General features: G+C 51.8%; 14 protein-coding genes. 12 read left to right on the forward strand and 2 right to left on the reverse strand.

Features of this window, described 5'->3' with window-relative positions; all coding sequences use genetic code 11:
* Together LX24_RS15370 and LX24_RS10070 are read right to left on the reverse strand one after the other, a co-directional pair.
* On the reverse strand, window positions 1-221 hold a 221-nt coding region (locus LX24_RS15370; protein ID WP_479723365.1), incomplete at its 3' end, for a transposase.
* A 107-nt stretch (window positions 222-328) separates the two neighbouring features.
* The gene (locus LX24_RS10070; protein ID WP_166512032.1) at window positions 329-661 is read right to left on the reverse strand and encodes a nucleotidyltransferase domain-containing protein; all 333 of its coding nucleotides are present in this window, start codon (window positions 659-661) and stop codon (window positions 329-331) included.
* Between the two features lie 237 nt (window positions 662-898).
* On the opposite strand from LX24_RS10070, the gene LX24_RS10075 reads away from it, so the two are divergent.
* The 12 genes from LX24_RS10075 to LX24_RS10130 all read left to right on the forward strand — a co-directional run bounded on the left by LX24_RS10075 (window position 899) and on the right by LX24_RS10130 (window position 17,734).
* On the forward strand, window positions 899-1,822 hold the full coding sequence (locus LX24_RS10075) for an MBL fold metallo-hydrolase (protein ID WP_166512033.1): 924 nt from the start codon (window positions 899-901) through the stop codon (window positions 1,820-1,822).
* Between the two features lie 173 nt (window positions 1,823-1,995).
* Complete coding sequence (locus LX24_RS10080) at window positions 1,996-3,417, forward strand: Wadjet anti-phage system protein JetA family protein (RefSeq protein ID WP_166512034.1); 1,422 nt, start codon at window positions 1,996-1,998, stop codon at window positions 3,415-3,417.
* A gap of 13 nt (window positions 3,418-3,430) precedes the next feature.
* On the forward strand, window positions 3,431-4,069 hold the full coding sequence (locus tag LX24_RS10085) for a DUF4194 domain-containing protein (protein ID WP_166512035.1): 639 nt from the start codon (window positions 3,431-3,433) through the stop codon (window positions 4,067-4,069).
* Window positions 4,066-7,410 carry an ATP-binding protein gene (locus LX24_RS10090; RefSeq protein ID WP_166512036.1) on the forward strand — a complete coding sequence of 1,115 codons (3,345 nt, stop codon included), beginning with the start codon at window positions 4,066-4,068 and terminating at the stop codon, window positions 7,408-7,410. Before LX24_RS10085 ends, LX24_RS10090 begins: the two co-directional genes overlap by 4 nt.
* 24 nt (window positions 7,411-7,434) lie before the next feature.
* Window positions 7,435-8,682: a Wadjet anti-phage system protein JetD domain-containing protein gene (locus tag LX24_RS10095; protein WP_166512037.1), complete on the forward strand. Its 1,248-nt coding sequence runs from the start codon at window positions 7,435-7,437 to the stop codon at window positions 8,680-8,682.
* Window positions 8,683-8,936: 254 nt separating this feature from the next.
* A complete protein-coding gene (locus LX24_RS10100) occupies window positions 8,937-9,323 on the forward strand; it encodes a hypothetical protein (RefSeq protein WP_166512038.1) in 387 nt (128 codons plus the stop codon).
* Window positions 9,324-9,344: 21 nt separating this feature from the next.
* A complete protein-coding gene (locus LX24_RS10105; RefSeq protein ID WP_166512039.1) occupies window positions 9,345-10,850 on the forward strand; it encodes an HD domain-containing protein in 1,506 nt (501 codons plus the stop codon).
* A gap of 228 nt (window positions 10,851-11,078) precedes the next feature.
* Complete coding sequence (locus LX24_RS10110) at window positions 11,079-13,022, forward strand: FAD-dependent oxidoreductase (RefSeq protein ID WP_166512040.1); 1,944 nt, start codon at window positions 11,079-11,081, stop codon at window positions 13,020-13,022.
* Window positions 13,023-13,025: 3 nt separating this feature from the next.
* Window positions 13,026-13,226 carry a hypothetical protein gene (locus LX24_RS10115; RefSeq protein WP_166512041.1) on the forward strand — a complete coding sequence of 67 codons (201 nt, stop codon included), beginning with the start codon at window positions 13,026-13,028 and terminating at the stop codon, window positions 13,224-13,226.
* 17 nt (window positions 13,227-13,243) lie between these two features.
* Window positions 13,244-15,298, forward strand: coding sequence for a DUF5693 family protein (locus LX24_RS10120; protein ID WP_166512042.1), 2,055 nt, complete (start codon window positions 13,244-13,246; stop codon window positions 15,296-15,298).
* 303 nt (window positions 15,299-15,601) lie between these two features.
* Window positions 15,602-16,339, forward strand: coding sequence for a WecB/TagA/CpsF family glycosyltransferase (locus tag LX24_RS10125; protein ID WP_166512043.1), 738 nt, complete (start codon window positions 15,602-15,604; stop codon window positions 16,337-16,339).
* A gap of 123 nt (window positions 16,340-16,462) precedes the next feature.
* Complete coding sequence (locus LX24_RS10130; RefSeq protein ID WP_166512044.1) at window positions 16,463-17,734, forward strand: LCP family protein; 1,272 nt, start codon at window positions 16,463-16,465, stop codon at window positions 17,732-17,734.
* Window positions 17,735-17,989 lie beyond the last annotated feature (255 nt).

Genomic DNA, 17,989 nt, shown 5'->3' on the forward strand with positions numbered 1-17,989 from the left:
CGGCAATAGGCATAAAACAGAATCTTAGTCATTAAAACAGGATGATACGGTGGTTGACCTTTTATCCCTTTCTCGTATACCTTGTGGATAACCGTTAGATCCAAGTGGTCAACAAGATCACTGATAAAATAAACAAGATGTTCCTTGGGTAACCAATCCTGTGGCGCGGGCGGAAATAAATATATTTGATTTGGGTTGTATGGCTTATATCCTTTGATCATAATATTGTATATTTCGACAACTTGTACCAATTGCCCTGCTAATAGTATCTAATTTTCCTTGATTATGTTAATACTCAGACAGGCTGCTAGCCCCAAGCTATTTTCAATCATAGCGTCATCCCGTTCCGGGATACTTCATGATAAAACAGGGTTTGGTGTTGCTGATTCTTGATAAACTCTGTGGTTGTCAGTACAATTGGGGAGATATTAGATGCGTATTTTAACTCTATGTCCAACAATATATCACTAATTGAGTTCATAGTTTCTTCGTTCCTTTGTTTAACGACTATAAGTACATCAATATCTGATTCGTCATGAAACTTACCGGTTGATTTGGAGCCAAAAAGTTTTATATCAAATAAATTATCTTTCAAAACGTCTTTTATTAGCGAGGAAAACTCATTTAAAGCTTTTTTTTCGGTTAAATTTAAGGAGAACATGTTATTTTCACTCCCGAAATCAAATCAATAATTTTTTATATTGTACCATATTAGGGGGTCAGGCTTAAAGTTTGTTACAGTAATTAAAGATTGCAATGATATAATTGCCTTATTAAACCAACCCACCATCTCCACCACAAAGGATACAGCGTTTTGTAACCGGCAAAGGACTACCCGTAAACCGCTGCAGACTTCATACCGGAGGGTTGGTATCAATAGTGTAAGGAGTGAAACCCTTTGTATAAAGAAATACTGCCCAATCTTTATCTGATCGAGATCCCCCTGCCCAATAACCCTCTTAAATCGCTCAATTCCTACGTTATCAAAGGACCGGAAAGAAATTTAATTATCGATACCGGTATGAACCGGAAGGAATGCTCGGAAGTAATCCATTTATCCTTGCAGGAACTGGATGTGCGGCTGGAAAACACGGACTTTTTTATTACCCACATGCACTCCGATCACTCGGGGTTGGTGGGGGCTATGGCCACGGATACCTCCAAAGTGTACTGCAGCAGGCCCGATGCCGATGTTATCCTGGGCAAAGAATCCTGGGACAAAATTTTGGCCGGAGCCCGGGCGCATGGCTTTCCCGAGGAGGAATTGAAGACCATACTGGATAAACACCCGGGTTATAAATACGCCCCCCGGGGTGATATAAAATTTGACATTGTTCAGGACGGGGATGAGATTGTTGCCGGGGATTATCGTTTTGTATGCGTGTCCACCCCCGGTCACACCAGGGGGCACATGTGCCTGTACGAACCGGACAAAAAAGTGCTGGTGTCCGGGGACCATATCCTTGCCGATATAACACCGAACATTTCCCTGTTTGTGCCCGGGGAGGAGAATCCCCTGGAGGATTACCTGGCCAACCTGGATAAGGTTTACCAGATGGATATTGAACTGGTGCTGCCGGGGCACCGGAGTCTGATTTACGACGTGCGCAAAAGAATCGACGAGCTAAAACGCCACCACCGGGAAAGGGCCGAGGAGATCCTGGCCATACTGCGTAAAGGCAGCGCCAGCGCTTACCAAATAGCTTCGCAAATGAAATGGGATATCGATTGCCGGACCTGGGAGGAGTTCCCCACAGCCCAAAAATGGTTTGCCACCGGAGAAGCCATCGCCCACCTCCGCTACCTGAGGGGTCAGGCTTAAAGTTTGTTCAGGTAACTTATAATTCCAAGCGCATTTTATTGCGTTTTTTGCAAACAGGGCGGGCGTTTTTATGGCCTGACCTGTTGTAACAAACGTGTGTTCCTGGTATAATGCAAAAAGGGAAACTATAAGGTATTTTTCGACACCAACCAATATCCGGCAGGAGAACTATTATGCGTCTATTTGATGTTATTCCGGAAAAACTGTTCAGCGTCCTGGCCAGTCCCCTGAAGGAGGACTATGCGGCCATCTTGTTTAAAATTTATGAACAATACCTGATGACCACCTTTGGTATCGAGCGGGAAGTGCTGGTGGACCTGATTGTTGATTATATAGAGGAAAAAGAGGAAAATGACACTTTCGGCCAGGCCTTGGAGGAGGAAATCTGGGAAGAGTCCATGGACAACCCCGCCGGTGCCCGGGGGCGGGCCGGGTTTGTGCTGCGCAAGTTGGAAACCACCGGCTGGCTGGCGGTGGAAACATACAGCGATTACAAGCAGTACGTTACCTTGAATGATTACGCCATCCGAATTTTGGAGACGCTGGAGAAAATACGGGAGAACCGCCAGGCCGAGTACCAGGGTTTTGTGTTTGCCACCTATACCCTGCTGCACTCCGCCGAGGCCGACCGCCAGGGGAACCTGGCTCTGGAAAAGGCTTATGAGCAAACCGAGCAATTGATTAACGGGCTGAAATCCTTAAACCACAACATCAAGCGTTATATTGAGCGGGTGCTGAGTCATAAAAGCCCGGCGGAAATACTGCGCATGCACTTTGAGGATTACAAAAGGGAAATCATCGACCGCAGCTACCACCGGCTGAAGACTTCGGATAACGTTTCCCGCTACCGGCCTCGCATAATTAAGAAGATTAACGGCTGGATGGGTGACGATGCCTGGGTGAAAAAAGCGGCGGATTTGGATGTGCGCCGGGAACGGTATCCCGACCGGGATGCGGCCCTCAGGGAGCTGTACCGGAAAATGGATTATATCAGGCAGTCATATTTGACCATGGACAACCTGCTGGAGGAAATCGACCGGCGTAACGTCCAGTACGCCAATGCCTCTTTCCTGCAGTTGAAATATATGTTGAACAGCAGTAAAAACGCCGAGGGCATGATGATGGATATCCTTGCGTATTTGGCCCGGCTGCGGGCGGAAAAGCGGGCGGGCGACCCGCTGCCCGGGCACCTGGAGCCGCTGTATAGTATTTTTACCCAGGGTTACCTGGACAACGGTTCCCTTTTTACCGCCCGGGAGAACAGCAAAAATCACCAGCCGGTGGCCATGGACGCGGTGGAAGGACCGGGGGCGGAGCAAAAGGCCCGGCGGCTTGCACATTACAAGGAAATGCTGGCCCGGCGGTTGACCCGGGAAAGGATCAATGATTATGTACTGGATAAGCTGGGCGACCGGGCGGATATTACGGCCGCAGAGCTGGGTGTCCGGGAGGCCGAAGACTTTTTAAAGCTGATTTATGTGGCTGCTTACGCCCCTTCCCGGCTGGCCAAATACAAGGTGGATTTTTCAACTCCGGAAAGGGTTACCACCGGGGATGGGTTTAACTTTAAGAATATCCGGATCAGCCGTAAATAAAAGGGGTGGTTTTATGGAGCCGGCGGAAGGGGTAAGTGTAATCAGCAGGTGGGAGCAATTATCCCCTAAAGAGCAGGAAGACTTTACCCGGATCGTGAACAAACTCCTGGCCACCACCTTTGTGACCAGGAAGAATGACGAGGACCGGCGGGATTATTATTTTATCGAGCGCAACGAGCCGCTGTTCCACAGCTATCTAAAACTGGCGGGCTGGACCCTGGCTTTGGACAAGTCCTACGGTGTGTACCAGGTGGTTAATGAGTTTGCCTTTAACCGGCTGCGCCTGAAGCTGGAGGAAAGCATCATTTTATTGATCATCCGGCTGTGTTACGAGGAAAAGCGCCGGGAGATCAGTCTGGCGGAGAATGTTATGCTGAGGGTGCGGGAGATTCAGGAGAAATATGCCGCCCTGCGGATTCGTAAAAGACCCATCGATAAGAAAAGCCTCCGGGAAACGGTGGCCCTCTTGAAAAGGTTCAATATCGTGCGGCCCCTGGATACCGATGCCACCGACCCCGATTGCCGGTTGGAGATTTTGCCCACTATACTGTTTGCCGTTCGGGTGGAGGATATCCGCCAGGTGCATGACAAGCTGGACACGTACCGGGAGGCGGGGGAGGAAAAACAGCCCGAGGAAGGTGAAGATGAATGAAACTGTTGACCCGGGTTAAGTTAATTAACTGGCACTATTTTGTGAACCAGACCATCGATATCAATGGCAGCACCCTGATCACCGGTGACAACGGCAGCGGCAAATCCACCATCCTCGATGCGCTGCAGCTGGTACTGGTTGCCGATTTGCGCAAAATTAAATTCAATGTATCCGCCTTTGATGAAACCAGGCGCAACCTTCTGGGCTACCTGCGCTGCAAAACGGGCAGCGATTCCAGCGAGGGGCGGGTTTATTTGCGTTCCGGGGATATCACTTCCCATGTGGCCCTGGAGTTTTACGATGACGTGAAAAAGAAGCACTTTATCCTGGGGGTGGCGGTGGATTCCTATGCCGATAACACAACCTGGGATAGCAAGTACTATAAAATAGAGGATTGCCGCATCGAGGACGACCTGTTTCTGGTGGGCGGTCGGCCCCGCAACATCAAGGAACTAAAGGTGGCGCTGCGGGGGAAGAAGGGGATGGTATACGGCACCGCCGAGCATTACCGCAAGGATTTGCTGGTCAAGCTGGGTTCTCTGGGGGAGCGGTTTTTTTCGCTGCTGGTGAAGGCCATCTCTTTCAAACCCATCACCGACATCAGGCAGTTTGTTTATTCCTATGTGCTGGAGGAGCGCCACATCAACATCGAGGTGATGCGGGAAAACCTGCAGCGTTACAAGGAGTACAGCGACCTGGCGGCCAGGACCCGGGAGAAGGTGGCCGAGCTGGAGAAAATCACGGCCAAGTTTGACGAGATTGCCCGGGACCAGGAAACCGTGCTGGTCCAGGAGTACCTGATCAGGCGCGGCACCATGGACCAGGCCGCCGAAAAGCTGGCCCGCAACGCCTGGCTGGTGGAGCAAAAGCGGGGTGAGCTGAAGGCTCTGGAGGATGAACTGGAGCGCAACCGCCGGCGCAAGGGTGAACTGGCGGGTGATTACGAGGCTCACCGTGATACCCTGGCTCAAAATGAAACTTTTCAGCTGGTGGAGCGGCTCAACCGGGAGATCAGGGAACTGCGGGAAAAACTGGCCGAACTGGGGAAAGTCAAAGACCGGGTTATCGATGCCGCCGGCCGGGAAGCCGGGGCTTTGAAAAAATTGTTGTCTGCCGCCGGGGCCGCAGGGGTTGCCGGGGAGGAAGAACCGGGGGCACCGGCACCAAGCGGCCTGGCCGGGCTGGCGGAATTGCTGGAGGCCATTGCCCGGGGACAGGTGCCCGGGGAGGACGCGGCGGCTGCCAGGAAAAGGCTGGACGAAGGCCGGGCCTGGCTGGATGAAATTGCCTCCCGGGTCAAGGAAACCCTTTGGGAATGCAACGCCGGGTTGAAAAAGCTGCGGGATGAGGAACAGGAGCTGCGGCGGGACTTGGAAAGCCTGCGCAATAAAAAATTTGTTTATGATCCCCGGGTTACCAAACTGCGGGATGTAATTACCGCCGGTTTTCGCCGCCGGGGGCAGGAAGTGGTACCCGCCATCCTTTGCGAGCTGCTGGAGGTGCCCGACGAAAAGTGGCAGGACGCGGTGGAGGGCTGGCTGAACACCCAGCGCTTTGATTTGATTGTGGAACCCCGGCATTTCAATTTTGCCCTGGGGTTATACGAGCGATACAAGAGGGAACACAATATTTCCGGGGTGGGCCTGGTGAACACCGGGCGGGTGCTGAAATTCCTGGACCGGCAGGAAAAGGGTTCACTGGCCGAGGAGGTGCAATCGGACAACCGCTACGCCCTGGGCTATGTGCGCCAGCTGATGGGAAATGTGATGAAGTGCGAGAACGAGCAGGAATTAAAGCAGTATCGCCGTTCCATCACCCCCACCTGCATGACTTACCAGAACAATGCGGCCCGCCAGATTAACTTCAAGGTATACGAAACCCCCTTTATCGGTCAACGGGCCTTTGCCCGGCAAATCGCCCGCAAGGAAGCCCGGCTGCAGGAGGTGCTGGCCGGGATCAAGGAATTGGCGGACCGGGTGGAGGGGTTAAATCAATTGCTGCCCCTGTGCACCGGGCGGGGGGATAATTATTTTGTGATCAGCGAGCACCTGGATGTGTTCCGGCAGAGGGCGGAGGTTCTGTCCGCCATCAAGGGCAAGCAGGATGAATTGACCGCCATTGATACCTCGGGTATCGCTGAAATTAAAAAGAAAATGGAGCAGCTTAAAGAGCAAATCAATGCCCTGGAAAAGCTGATTGGGGAACAGATGTCGGCCCGGGGCCGCCTGGAGGGCGAAATCGAATCGCTGGCCGAAACCCGTACGTCCCTGGAGGCGGCGGCGGTTGAAGCCCGGGAGGCCTTCCGTGCCCTGTGCACCGCCAATCCGGGCGTAGTGGAGAAGGGGGATAAAAGGTACGGGCGGGAACGCCGGAAAAAAGAACCGGGGGAAATCGCCGCTAATTTCCTGCACAATCGCAAGTCCATGGACAGTCTCATTTACAACAAGAAGCAGGATTTGGTGCGCATGCTCAGCGAATATGCCAACCGCCACCAGTTCGGGGGGCGGGTGGACGCCGGTGATATAAGCGAGTTTGTGGCCGAGCACCGCAAGCTGGCCCACAGTGAACTGCCCCAGTATGAAGAAAAGATTAACCAGGCCCAGCAGGAGGCCGAGGTGGAGTTTAAGGAGCATTTCATCTTCAAGCTGAGGGAGAACATTGAAAACGCCCACATAGAGTTTGGCTTTCTCAACGAGGCTTTAAAGGGGATCAACTTTGGCTCGGATCGCTACCGGTTCCTGGTCAAACCTTCGGAACAGCACCGCAAGTTCCATGATATGATCATGGACACCGACATGGTTGAGGGGGGCAGGTCGCTGTTCGATTCCATGTTCCGGGACCGGCACCGGGAGGCCATGGATGACTTGTTCGACAAAATTATCAACCTGCCGCCCAAATACCTGCCCGAGAGTATCGCCGAGTATACCGACTACCGCACTTTTCTGGATTATGACATTAAAATTTATCACGACAATGGTGAAACTTCCACCTACTCCAAGGTTTGCCGGGAAAAATCCGGCGGGGAGACCCAGACGCCCTTTTATGTGGCCATCGTCGCCGCCTTTGTGCAGTTGTACCGGGCTAAGACCAACCGCGACAGCATTCGCCTGATGATGTTCGACGAGGCCTTCAACCGCATGGATAGTGACCGGGTGGAAAACAGCCTGGTGTTTATCAGGGACCTGGGGATGCAGGCCATCATTGCCGCTCCCACCGATAAGTGCGAGTATATTGCGCCTCACCTGCCCACCACTTTGCTGGTGCTGCGGGACGGGCATTACAGTTGGATTGAGGATTATCACCAGTTGAAAGAAGCGGCCCTGGCCGGGGCCGGAGAATAATTTGGTCAAAGGGGCTGTAAAGCTATGCAAGACGCAGCAAAGCTGCTGCACCTGCTGTTGGATAAATTCGAAAACAGCGCCCTTTATAAGGGTGCACCCCGGAACAACCGGCGGGTTTGGCTGCGCTTCAACCGGCGCAATTTGCCCCGTTATTTTGACGATTCCACCGCCCGCCACAAGGAAAGCATCAATGAAGGGGCTTTGCTTTTGGAGGAGCGGGGGTTGGTGGAAATTGTCTGGGAGCGGTTCGAGGAGGGCAATTTGATCAACAAGCTGGCCTTGAATCACCACCGGTTGCAGGAAGCTTACGATTTTCTGGGCCGCCGGCCCCGGGAGGCCCGGGAGAGTGAAGTGGCCGGGCTGGCCCGTCGATACGCCCGGGGAGCCGCTCCCTGGGCGGCCGAATTTCTGGGCTGGGTGGCGGAGCGGGCGGACAGCGGGGAGAGTGTGGCCCGTTATTTGGATATTGGCGATACCCGGCGGGCCGCTATGCTGTTCAAGGCGGTCAGGGAAGCATCCTTGCTGGAGGAGGAAACTCCCCGGCGAGTGTTCAGCCAGAGGGTGCTGGGTTCCACCAAGGCCTTTGACCAGGTGAAAAGCGCGGTGGCCCGGGCGGCGGTGGATTTCAACGCCGGCCTGCGCCGGGCCGGGCTGGAAGGGCCGGATGAAATACTGGCCGAATTGGGGATTGTGGACAACCCCCAGCATATTTTTATCAGCGGCGATTTAAAGTTTACCGTGGCGGGCAAATTGATCAATGTGTCATACTTCTACCCGGACCTTGGTATCGCCACGGAAATGGTGGGCCCCATGCAAATAGTGGCGGCCCCGGTGGATTATGTAATTACCATTGAAAATTTAACTGCCTTTTACAGCTTTATCAAGGAGGGCCGGAAAAACTGCCTGGCGGTCTACCTGGGCGGCTACCACAATGCCCACCGCCGCAACTTTTTACTGAAGATCAGGGATTTCTTCGTACAGAACGGGCGGGCAGTGTCATTTTACCACTGGGGAGACATAGATTACGGCGGCTTCACCATATTCACCCACCTGCGGGACAATTGCCTGCCCGAATTGCAACCCCTGGCCATGGACATAGACACACTGGAAAAGTATAAAAAATTCTGCCTTCCCTTCAACAAGGAATACGCCAAAAAACTCCACCGCCTGCTGCAGGATGAGAAGTACCGGGTTTTCCACCCGGTGATTCAACACATGCTCAAAAACAACCTCCGCCTCGAACAGGAAGGGGTCAGGCTTAAAGTTTATTAAAGTAATCTTATAATTGGTATATATGAAAAAACGGGCAATTGCAAACGCCCGAATAAAAGCTTTTGGCGAGTATTGCTGTGAAGCTCTTTAATATAACCTGATTCCATAAAAATTTTTATGAAATTGAAGGGAAAGAGTGGTTTTTTTTGAATATACTAAAATAAGGGTTATTATAAGCAATAAGATAAAATAACAAAATGCTACAGGAGCGTAACATATATATACAATAAATAAAGCAAAAAGGAGGTAATAAAGTGGTTGCAACAACCAGTGCGGAAACAAAAACTGATATACGTCCTGATGAGCTAATAATGGCTATCTTATCTCAATTGGAAGATGATACCCTAGAAAAAAATCTGGCAAAAATACATAGGGCTCTTTATTATTTAAAACAAAATCCCAAATTTGCTGATTATTTGTGGGAATTTGATTTTGATGTTATGGGATTGTCCCCTTTTTCTGATTTACTTGACCAAGTTCTTTCTAGGTTGGAAACATCTCACTTATTAGATACTAGCAATCCATCGTATGGTACTTATACAATTAAGCAGGGTTATATGAGGGAGGAATATAATAAGCTACATGATAAAAGCAGGCAAATTGTACAAGAAATGAGTAAAGAGTTGCTTGAGTATTTTTAGCATTTGAGAGGTGAGAGAAGTGTGGGTTCTTTAAGGGATAAAGTAAATGCCTTTGTTGAAGAAAAACTGAGAAATTATAAAGTAAATGTACGAGGTAATAAGGTCATACATGATACTATTTTAGGAACAAATTTGTTTTATGCACACGAAATTGCAGTTCTTGATTCTCCTATTCTCCAGCGATTGCGGCGAATAAGCCAGGTTGACGTTGTTTCCCTTATCTGGCCGTCCGGTAACCATAACAGATTTGAGCATTCATTGGGAGTAGCAATTATAGGTGATAAATTTATCCGTTCGCTGGCTGAAAAGGGGTTAGTCAAAAATTTTTCCGAAGAACTTTATTGCATACGGATGGCAGGGATACTTCACGATTGTGGCCATGGTCCTTTTTCACATATGTCTGAAATGTTGTTTCAGCACTGTGATGATCTAAAGGAAGAAAAAAAATCTGATCCCAAGTTGGCTGCAACAAATCCAAATGCTCACGAGATATTAAGTTATCTAATTGTAACCAGCGAAGCTTTTAAAGAATTCTATAACAAAAACATAGCTACCCAAGTGTGGGGTAGAAAAATGGATTTGGATTTTATTGGAGAACTGATTATAGGTTATATTAGTGATTCCCAAAAAGGTTTTTTAGTAGATATAATTAATGGTGCATTTGATGCGGATAAACTTGATTATATTCAAAGAGATTCCCACTTTACCGGTGTGCAAATGATTCTTGATTTGGACAGGCTTTTTTATACATTGGATGTGATAACTGTATATAATGAAATCAGAAGCCGTGAAGAAAAGCGCCTTACAATTGATGTAAGTGGGGTTTCGACTTTAGAACAAATAGTTTTTGATAAAATGATGCTGCAGAGTACAGTTTATCATCATCAGAAGGTTCGTGCTGCAGAAGGTTTATTTAGCTCAATATTTGAGGAAATTTTTGAACATAAGTTGACTGTATATGGAAAACAATTTAATAGCGCTGCCGATTATCTGTACTTAACTGATGACGATATATATAACTTAGCAAAACAAAGTGATATACCGCAATCTTGTTCTATTCTAGCCCATAATTTGCTCAATAGAAATCTACCTAAAAGAGCTTTAGCAATATCAGGACGTACCGTAACAAAAGAAACGGTAAATAACTTATGGAAACTTATGAGATTATACGAAAACCCTAAAGAAATGAAGAGTATAAGGGAAAAGATTGCTGATGAAGCTAAAAAAACAGAAGCAAGAATTACATACAAGGATATTTGGTTGGATATGCCTAAAATAGCTAAATTTAAAGAAGGAGATCAATGGGCTATAAAAAGTGAAGGTCATGATAAAGGGTATTTAACTTTGCATGATTTATTTCCAGTTGACCAGTGGGTAAAGGCTTTTTCTCAAAATAAATGGATGGGGCATGTCTATACGTATCAGCAGTATAGAGAAGTAGTACATAAAGCTAGTAAAAAGGTTATTGAAGACGAATACGATATTAAATTTAATGATTTTTCATACATTTGCTGTAAAATTCAATAAATCCATATCGCATCAAATACGTCACCCAAAGCAGGTAACACCTGCTTTTTTACATTGGCAGGAAATTCCCGGTGTTTGTAGAATAGATGCTTTGTCGAATACTATACGAAAATAGCGTCAGGTAATTTTTATCCTCTGCTGGTGCCGCGTTGGCGGCATGGGTGTCTATTCTATAATGAAAACAAACAGGAGTGTAATTATGTTATATTTGCGCTTCCGGGGGGCAACATGAGGCCTGCCTGTAAACCCGGCGTCACCATGGCCAACCTGATCCGGAAAACCCGTATAAACTGCAAAAACCGGAATAGCACGGTCACAAGCCATTTGACGATACTTGCCTGCCTGGTCACAGCGGTGTTATTACTCACCCTTGCAGCCTGCACGGGACAGCCCGCTGGGGACACAAAGCCGCAGCCCGTGGCCAACCCGGCGGAGTATTATGACTTGATTGTGGCGGGCAGTGACCCCGAGGGCATAGCCGCTGCCGTATCCGGGGCCAGGAACGGTTTATCGGTGCTGCTGGTGGACACCCGGCCCGAACCGGGCGGGTTGATGACCAGGGGTTGGCTCAACAGCATCGACATGAATTATGCCCCGGACGGGGGTATATTAAATGAAGGTATTTTCGGGGAATTTTATGAGAAAATAGAAGGAGATTCATTTGACGTGACCACCGCCGCCGGGGTGTTTAACGCCATGATGAACGCCGAACCGAACCTGGACTATCTGCCGGGGGTGGAACAAATGTCACCGGTGGTGAAGGATGGCGGTGACACCGGCGAAGGCGTCAACGCCGCTACTGTCAGGGGCATAAGCGTGGTGATGGACGGCCGGGCCAGGGAAATCCGGGCCGCAAGCCTGATTGACGCCACCCAGGACGGGGACATGGCCGCCCAGGCCGGGGTGCCCTACACCGTGGGCCAGGAGGATATTGGCCGGCAATCCCGGCAAATGGCGGCGACACTGGTTTTTAAGTTGGACAACGTGAGTTTTTGGGACTGGCTGAAGATACATTACCACCTGAGGTTCAAGGACGATAGCCGTTTCACCGGGGCCACCCGGTACAGCGCCTGGGGTTTCAGTGAATTCACCGCCCAATACCAGCCTACTACAGACCGGTTGCTGCTCCGGGGGTTGAATATCGGCAGGCAAAGGGACGGCAGTTTACTGGTGAACGCGTTGCTGATTTACGGGGTGGACCCTTTGGACCCCGGTTCCCGGCGCCAGGGGCGGGAAATAGCCGTTAAAGAGCTGCCCCGGGTGGTGGAATTCTTAAACGGCCATGTTCCCGGGCTGGCCGGGGCGCAACTGGCCGGGGTGGCCCCCGAACTGTATGTGCGGGAATCCAGGCATATGCAGTGCGAATATATATTGACGGTGGATGACGTGCTGGAAAACCGGGATTTTGCCGACCGGATTGCCTTTGGCTCCTACCCGGTGGATATGCAGCCCGCGGGGCCGGACATACCCGGCGCTGTTATCGGCAGCCCCCAGAAGTATGCGGTACCTTTCCGGTGCCTGGTGCCCCTGTATGTGGACGGGCTGCTGGTGGTGGGGCGGGCGGCCGGCTTTGATTCGCTGGCCCACGGCAGCGCCAGAACCATTCCGGTGGGCATGGCGGCGGGGCAGGCGGCCGGGGCCGCGGCGGCGCTGGCCAAAGAAACGGGCCTCTCTTTCCGGTCGCTGGCCGGTAATCCTTTGTTGATGGGCCGGCTGCAAAATATATTGAACCGCCAGGGCGTAAAACTGCAACCCTTTGAGATACCCAATGCGCTGGCTGAACACTGGTGTTACCAGGGGTTGAAATTTGTGCGCGGGCTTGGCCTGGCCGCGGGCGGGTACAAAAATGATTACCGCCTGGACGAGGCTATGACCGACCAGGTGTTCATCAATGTACTGTCCCGGACCGTGCGGCAAACCGGTGCTCCGGTGCCCGGGCACCCCCGGCTGGTGCCCGAGGCCAACGTATTTAACATATATGACGCGTGTTACATGCTGGTGCGCTACCTGGGGCTGGACATGGGCAAAAAGGAAGCCTTTGCCTATCTGGCGCGGCAGGGGCTGTTTGAAAGGCACAAGGAACTCTGGGCGGCCTTTATGGACGAGCAAAAGCCCCTGACCCGGGGGGCCGGGTATATGCTGATCAGGGAATGGCGCCTGGCGCTGGATTAATTGGTGCAAACCAGGCCGGATTCCGGCCTGTGTGATATGTACGGTACCGCGGTACCGGCGGGCGATGACCCGGAGGGCCGTGCCATTGACGGCGGAAGTTTATGGCCCGGGCATATGGTACGTGCCCCGGAGGCCTTGCCGTTACCGGCGGGAGCGCGGGGTATGGGCGCTGATACGAGCGGGCGCTGCAACCGGTCTAATTAATTGTTGGAGGCATACCTGTGAACGAAAAAAGCTGGAAATTGCTATTAATCGGAGTAATTTTTGTATCCATGGTGGCCGCCGGTTACGCGGCCTGGCAAAGATTGGCCCTGGAGAGGGACCACCGCGGCGTAGAGCTGGCCGTGGTATATGATGAAGTTGCCGCCCTGGCCCGGATGAAGGGCATTGGCACCGCCGAGGCGCTGGACCAGTTCCGTGACCAGGGTGTTACCACCGTGCTGGTAAAGGAACCCACGGTGCAGGAGGCGGCGCAAAACGCTGAGTTTATCATGCGCACCGGGCAGGAACTGCTGGTGGGGGCCGGGCCCGGCCTAACGCAGTTGTGGGGCGAAAATTACCGGGAGGAAATCGACCCCGGACAGCGCTATTTTATCTTTACCAGTGAAAGGACATACCAAAGGGTCAGGGGCCAGCTGGAGGCCAAAGGGGTGCAGGTAAACGCCCCCGACCACTGGCAAAAGCCCGGGCTTTATGTTTTTGGAGCGTCATATCACTGGGGCTTCCTTGAGCAAATGGGGGTAGGTTACTCCGAGGAGGCCTGGCAACAAATACGGGAGGCCGGTTTGCAAACCATGGTGCAGCTGCGTACCTGGAACCAGGTTACCCCGGCGGGCCTGGATTATGTATTTGAGGATATAGCCCGTGCACCTAATTTGTCCGCCATTGCCTTCAACGATCCCCAACTGCCCGGGGTCGGAGATCCGGAATTGACCAGGCAAATTTCCTACCATATCAAGGATTTGGGTGTGCCTGCGGTACAGATAGAGTTTTTCAACCAGAAAGGCATGTCCAGTTTGGGGCTGCTGCTGGATAAACAAGTGATCAGGCTGCACAGCCTGAGCCTGGAGGAGTATGCCAAAAGGAATTTCAGCATTACCGAGATGGTGGATCGTTTCAGCCTGGCGGCCACCGAGCGCAATATCAGGGTTTTGCTGTTGCACAGTTATATGAAACCGGATGAACCCGATATGCTGCAGTTTAATTTGCAGCTGGTGGATGAAACCCGCGACAGACTGCTGGCTGAGGGGATGCATATCGAAGAGGCATCCACCCTGGAGCCGCTGCCCGTTTCCCGGGGGCTGTTGTTTGTTATTGGGCTGGGGGTTATTGCCGGGGGGATGCTGCTGCTGATGGTGATGGGGCTAACTGGCCTTGTGCCCTATATCGGCCTGGCGGGCCTGCTTTGCTGGGCGGGGCTTTTAGCCGTTGACTTCACCGGCCCGGCCCGTAAGTTGATGGCCTTTGGGGCGGTGGTGGTGTTCCCCACCCTGTCCCTGGCCGTCAATTTAAAACCGGGGCCTGCCGGGTTAAAGCCCGCATCCCGGCAGTGGCCCGGGCGGCAGGTGCGATGGGAATCCGGGCGGCGGCCATCCACCTGGCCCGAGCCTTCCCGGCTGGGACACAGTATTGTGCTGTTGCTGCGCACCTCTTTGTATTCGCTGGTGGGGGCACTGTTGATGGTGGGCCTGCTGGCGGATATTGGTTTTATGCTCAAGCTGGACCAGTTCACCGGGGTGAAGCTGGCCCATGTAATACCTTTGGCGCTGCTGGCCGGTATATTTTTCTTCCGCAGCCGGGAAAGGGACGCGGGCTGGCAAGAGCAGTTGAGCAGGTTTATGGATCAGCCCATACTGGTGAAATTTGCGGTGGCCGCCGGGGTGCTGCTGGTGGTGCTCTTGGTATATGTTTCCCGCACCGGCAATGAATCCGCAGCGGTATCTTCCCTGGAACTGCAGTTCCGTACCATGCTGGATAATTTGCTGGGGGTGCGCCCCCGCACCAAGGAGTTTATGTTCGGGCACCCGCTGCTGTTGTTGCTGTTTTACCTGGGCTACCGGGATAACCGCTATATGCCCCTGTTACTGGGCGGGGCCATCGGGCAAATTTCCCTGGTGAATACCTATGCCCACATCCATACCCCCCTGGTGGTGTCTCTTTTAAGAAGCTTTCACGGGCTGTGGCTGGGTATCATTGGTGGTTTGGTGCTCATCGTTATATGGCTGATAGGGGAAAGGTTATACGAAAAATACCTGCGGGCGGGCGCAAAGGCGTGATGGCGGGCGGCTATGGCGTAATTTGCCGCACCGCCGGTGGGTTAATTGAGGGCCTATTGCAAAGTTAATGGAACCACCGGACCGGCTGCCGCGTCATTATAGGTGAGGAGTTGCCTGGTAAACAATAATGCTTCGTGGTCGTCGTTTCCACATCCCCGTCATTACAGGTGAGGGGTTGCCCCAAAAACAGGGTGTGCATATGAAATTTTGGCCGCGGTTCGGGATTTTTAGCTATCTGTAAAATAATTACAAAAAGGGATGACCATTAATACTAAAGAACTATATATATCAGGTGATTTTTGTATGAGAATAAACTTGTTGGGGGCACCGGTGGACTGCCTGACCATGGAGCAGGCCGAGGAGCGGGTTGCGGAACTGGTTCGCAGCGGAGGCCCCCGCCGGATCATTACATTGAATCCCGAATTTCTTTACCGGGCTGTCCGGGAGGATCATACCCTCATGGAACTGGTGGACAGAGCGGATTTGGTAACCGCCGACGGCGAAGGTATCGTCTGGGGCGGGCGTGTGGCCGGTACGCCCTTTCCTGAAAGGGTGACGGGTATTGATTTGATGCTGCGGCTGGTGAAGCGGGCGGCAGCCGAGGGTTGGCGGGTGTTCCTTTTGGGGGCCGCCCCCGGGGTGGCTGAAGAAGCGGCGGAAAATATGGTCAAGCGCTTTCCCGGTTTGCAGGTGGTGGGGACGCAGCACGGTTATTTTAAGCCCCACGAAGAGGCCGGCATTGTGGAGACCATTAAACAAAGGGCACCCCAGCTGTTGTTTGTGGCCCTGGGGGCGCCGGCCCAGGAAAAGTGGATTGATCGCCATATTGAAAGCATCGGCGATGTGGTGGCCATTGGGGTGGGCGGCAGTTTCGACGTCATTTCCGGCCGGGTGGCCAGGGCGCCCTTGTGGATGCAGAAATTAAAGATTGAGTGGCTGGGGCGGCTGATCAGTGAACCGTCACGCTGGCGGCGCATGCTGGTGCTGCCTAAATTTGCGCTACTGGTGCTCAGGACTTACCGTTTGGGTTACAAAAACTGATTTTTTTTGCCATCGAAACCGTTATTTTTAATTGAACAAACCTTCGATAAGATATATTATGTCGTTATAGGCTGTCCGATTTGAGGTTTTTTGGTTGTGTTGATAGGGAGGTGTCCTGTGAGTATGTCCATAAAAAGAAAGCGAAGGTTAAAGAGCAAGCTGCGCTTTGTCATATTCATATTATTGATGATTGGCCTCTTTGCCGGGGGTTTTGTGGCGGCCAACACTTACCTTTGGCCGCTGCTCACCGGTACGGGTAATGTGGCTGATACCGGTGGGGCTGAAGATGACCCCATTGCCAAGCTGCCCAGCATGAATATTTTAATGATGGCTGTGGATGAGCGGGACGGTGATTCAAGTCAACTGACCGATACCATGATTCTGGCCAACATAAACAATAAAGACAACCGGATTTCGCTGCTTTCCATACCACGGGATACCAAGGTTAACTTGCCCGGACACGGGGTCAACAAAATTAACGCGGCTGCCGTGTACGGCGGCCCCGAGCTGGCTATGGAAACGGTATCGAATCTGGTGGGGATGCCGGTGGATTATTATGTACTCACCAATTTCAACGGCTTCAAGGGTATTGTTGATGCCCTGGGCGGCGTAACTCTTGATGTTGAAAAAAATATGTACCACCATGAAAACGCCTACGGCGGCGCCTATGATATCAATTTGAAAAAGGGCGTGCAGAGACTGGACGGCGAGCATGCTTTGATGTATGTGCGCTATCGCAGCGACGAGCTGGGGGATATCACCCGTACCCAGCGCCAGCAAAAACTGCTTGCCGCCATTGCCGATGAGGTGATGAAACCACAGTCCATCACCAAATTACCCAAACTGATTCCGGAAATTCAGAAAAACGTGGAAACCAATTTGGGTTTGAAGCAAATGATTGCCCTGGCCCAGGCGGGCAGCAAGCTGGATAACATCCAGCTGGTCACCCAGACCATGCCGGGCTGGTTTTTGGATGAGCATGGTGTCAGTTACTGGTACGTGGACCCGCAAAATGCCAGGGAAGTGGCCCGGTCGCTGTTCGAAGAAGGTAAAGTTATGGAAGTGGTGCGGGGAGCCATGACGGGTAACACGCCAACCCAGGTGGCCATGGAGCGGACCACACCTTCGGTACCCGAGCGGGTGAAAGATTATGAACCGGAAACCGGCACTGGCTACATTGACGATGCCGGCACTGCCGGTGACAACACCATCCCCGACTACACCGGTGACAACACCTCCGATGCCACATACCCCGGCGACGGGCAGGACGGCAACACCGGTGACGACGACGATGATTATATAGACGTTGACCAGCAAACCTGGTACGAAGCCCCGGGTGAAAGTAACCGGGAAGAACCCGGCACAAGCCACGTTGAGATCATCATCAACAATTAGGGGTCAGGCTTAAAGTTGTTTAAAGTAACTGTATTATTTGAATAACTGGATATAGTTGACGATGATATGGATTGGTAATCCAACTCGGGCCTGGCGCGCGCCAGGCCTTAACTTGTGCCTTTAACTTGAGTTTGACATTGAAATAAAAAATGTGGTGCCACCAAATTTTATATCAACATTGGGAAGAGACTGTCATGACTGTTGATGTCAATTGTAATACTCCGGTACTCGCCTTTTGGCAGGGGCTGGTGGCGT

Source organism: Desulfallas thermosapovorans DSM 6562 (assembly GCF_008124625.1).
GTDB classification, from domain to species: domain Bacteria; phylum Bacillota; class Desulfotomaculia; order Desulfotomaculales; family Desulfallaceae; genus Sporotomaculum; species Sporotomaculum thermosapovorans.

What these genes read in the sequence shown, in the direction of transcription:
- LX24_RS10070 (WP_166512032.1), bottom strand. Translation starts at nt 661, where the DNA reads ATGTTCTCCTTAAATTTAACCGAAAAAAAAGCTTTAAATGAGTTTTCC.
- LX24_RS10080 (WP_166512034.1), top strand. Translation starts at nt 1,996, where the DNA reads ATGCGTCTATTTGATGTTATTCCGGAAAAACTGTTCAGCGTCCTGGCC.
- LX24_RS10085 (WP_166512035.1), top strand. Translation starts at nt 3,431, where the DNA reads ATGGAGCCGGCGGAAGGGGTAAGTGTAATCAGCAGGTGGGAGCAATTA.
- LX24_RS10090 (WP_166512036.1), top strand. Translation starts at nt 4,066, where the DNA reads ATGAAACTGTTGACCCGGGTTAAGTTAATTAACTGGCACTATTTTGTG.
- LX24_RS10095 (WP_166512037.1), top strand. Translation starts at nt 7,435, where the DNA reads ATGCAAGACGCAGCAAAGCTGCTGCACCTGCTGTTGGATAAATTCGAA.
- LX24_RS10110 (WP_166512040.1), top strand. Translation starts at nt 11,079, where the DNA reads ATGAGGCCTGCCTGTAAACCCGGCGTCACCATGGCCAACCTGATCCGG.
- LX24_RS10125 (WP_166512043.1), top strand. Translation starts at nt 15,602, where the DNA reads ATGAGAATAAACTTGTTGGGGGCACCGGTGGACTGCCTGACCATGGAG.
- LX24_RS10130 (WP_166512044.1), top strand. Translation starts at nt 16,463, where the DNA reads ATGTCCATAAAAAGAAAGCGAAGGTTAAAGAGCAAGCTGCGCTTTGTC.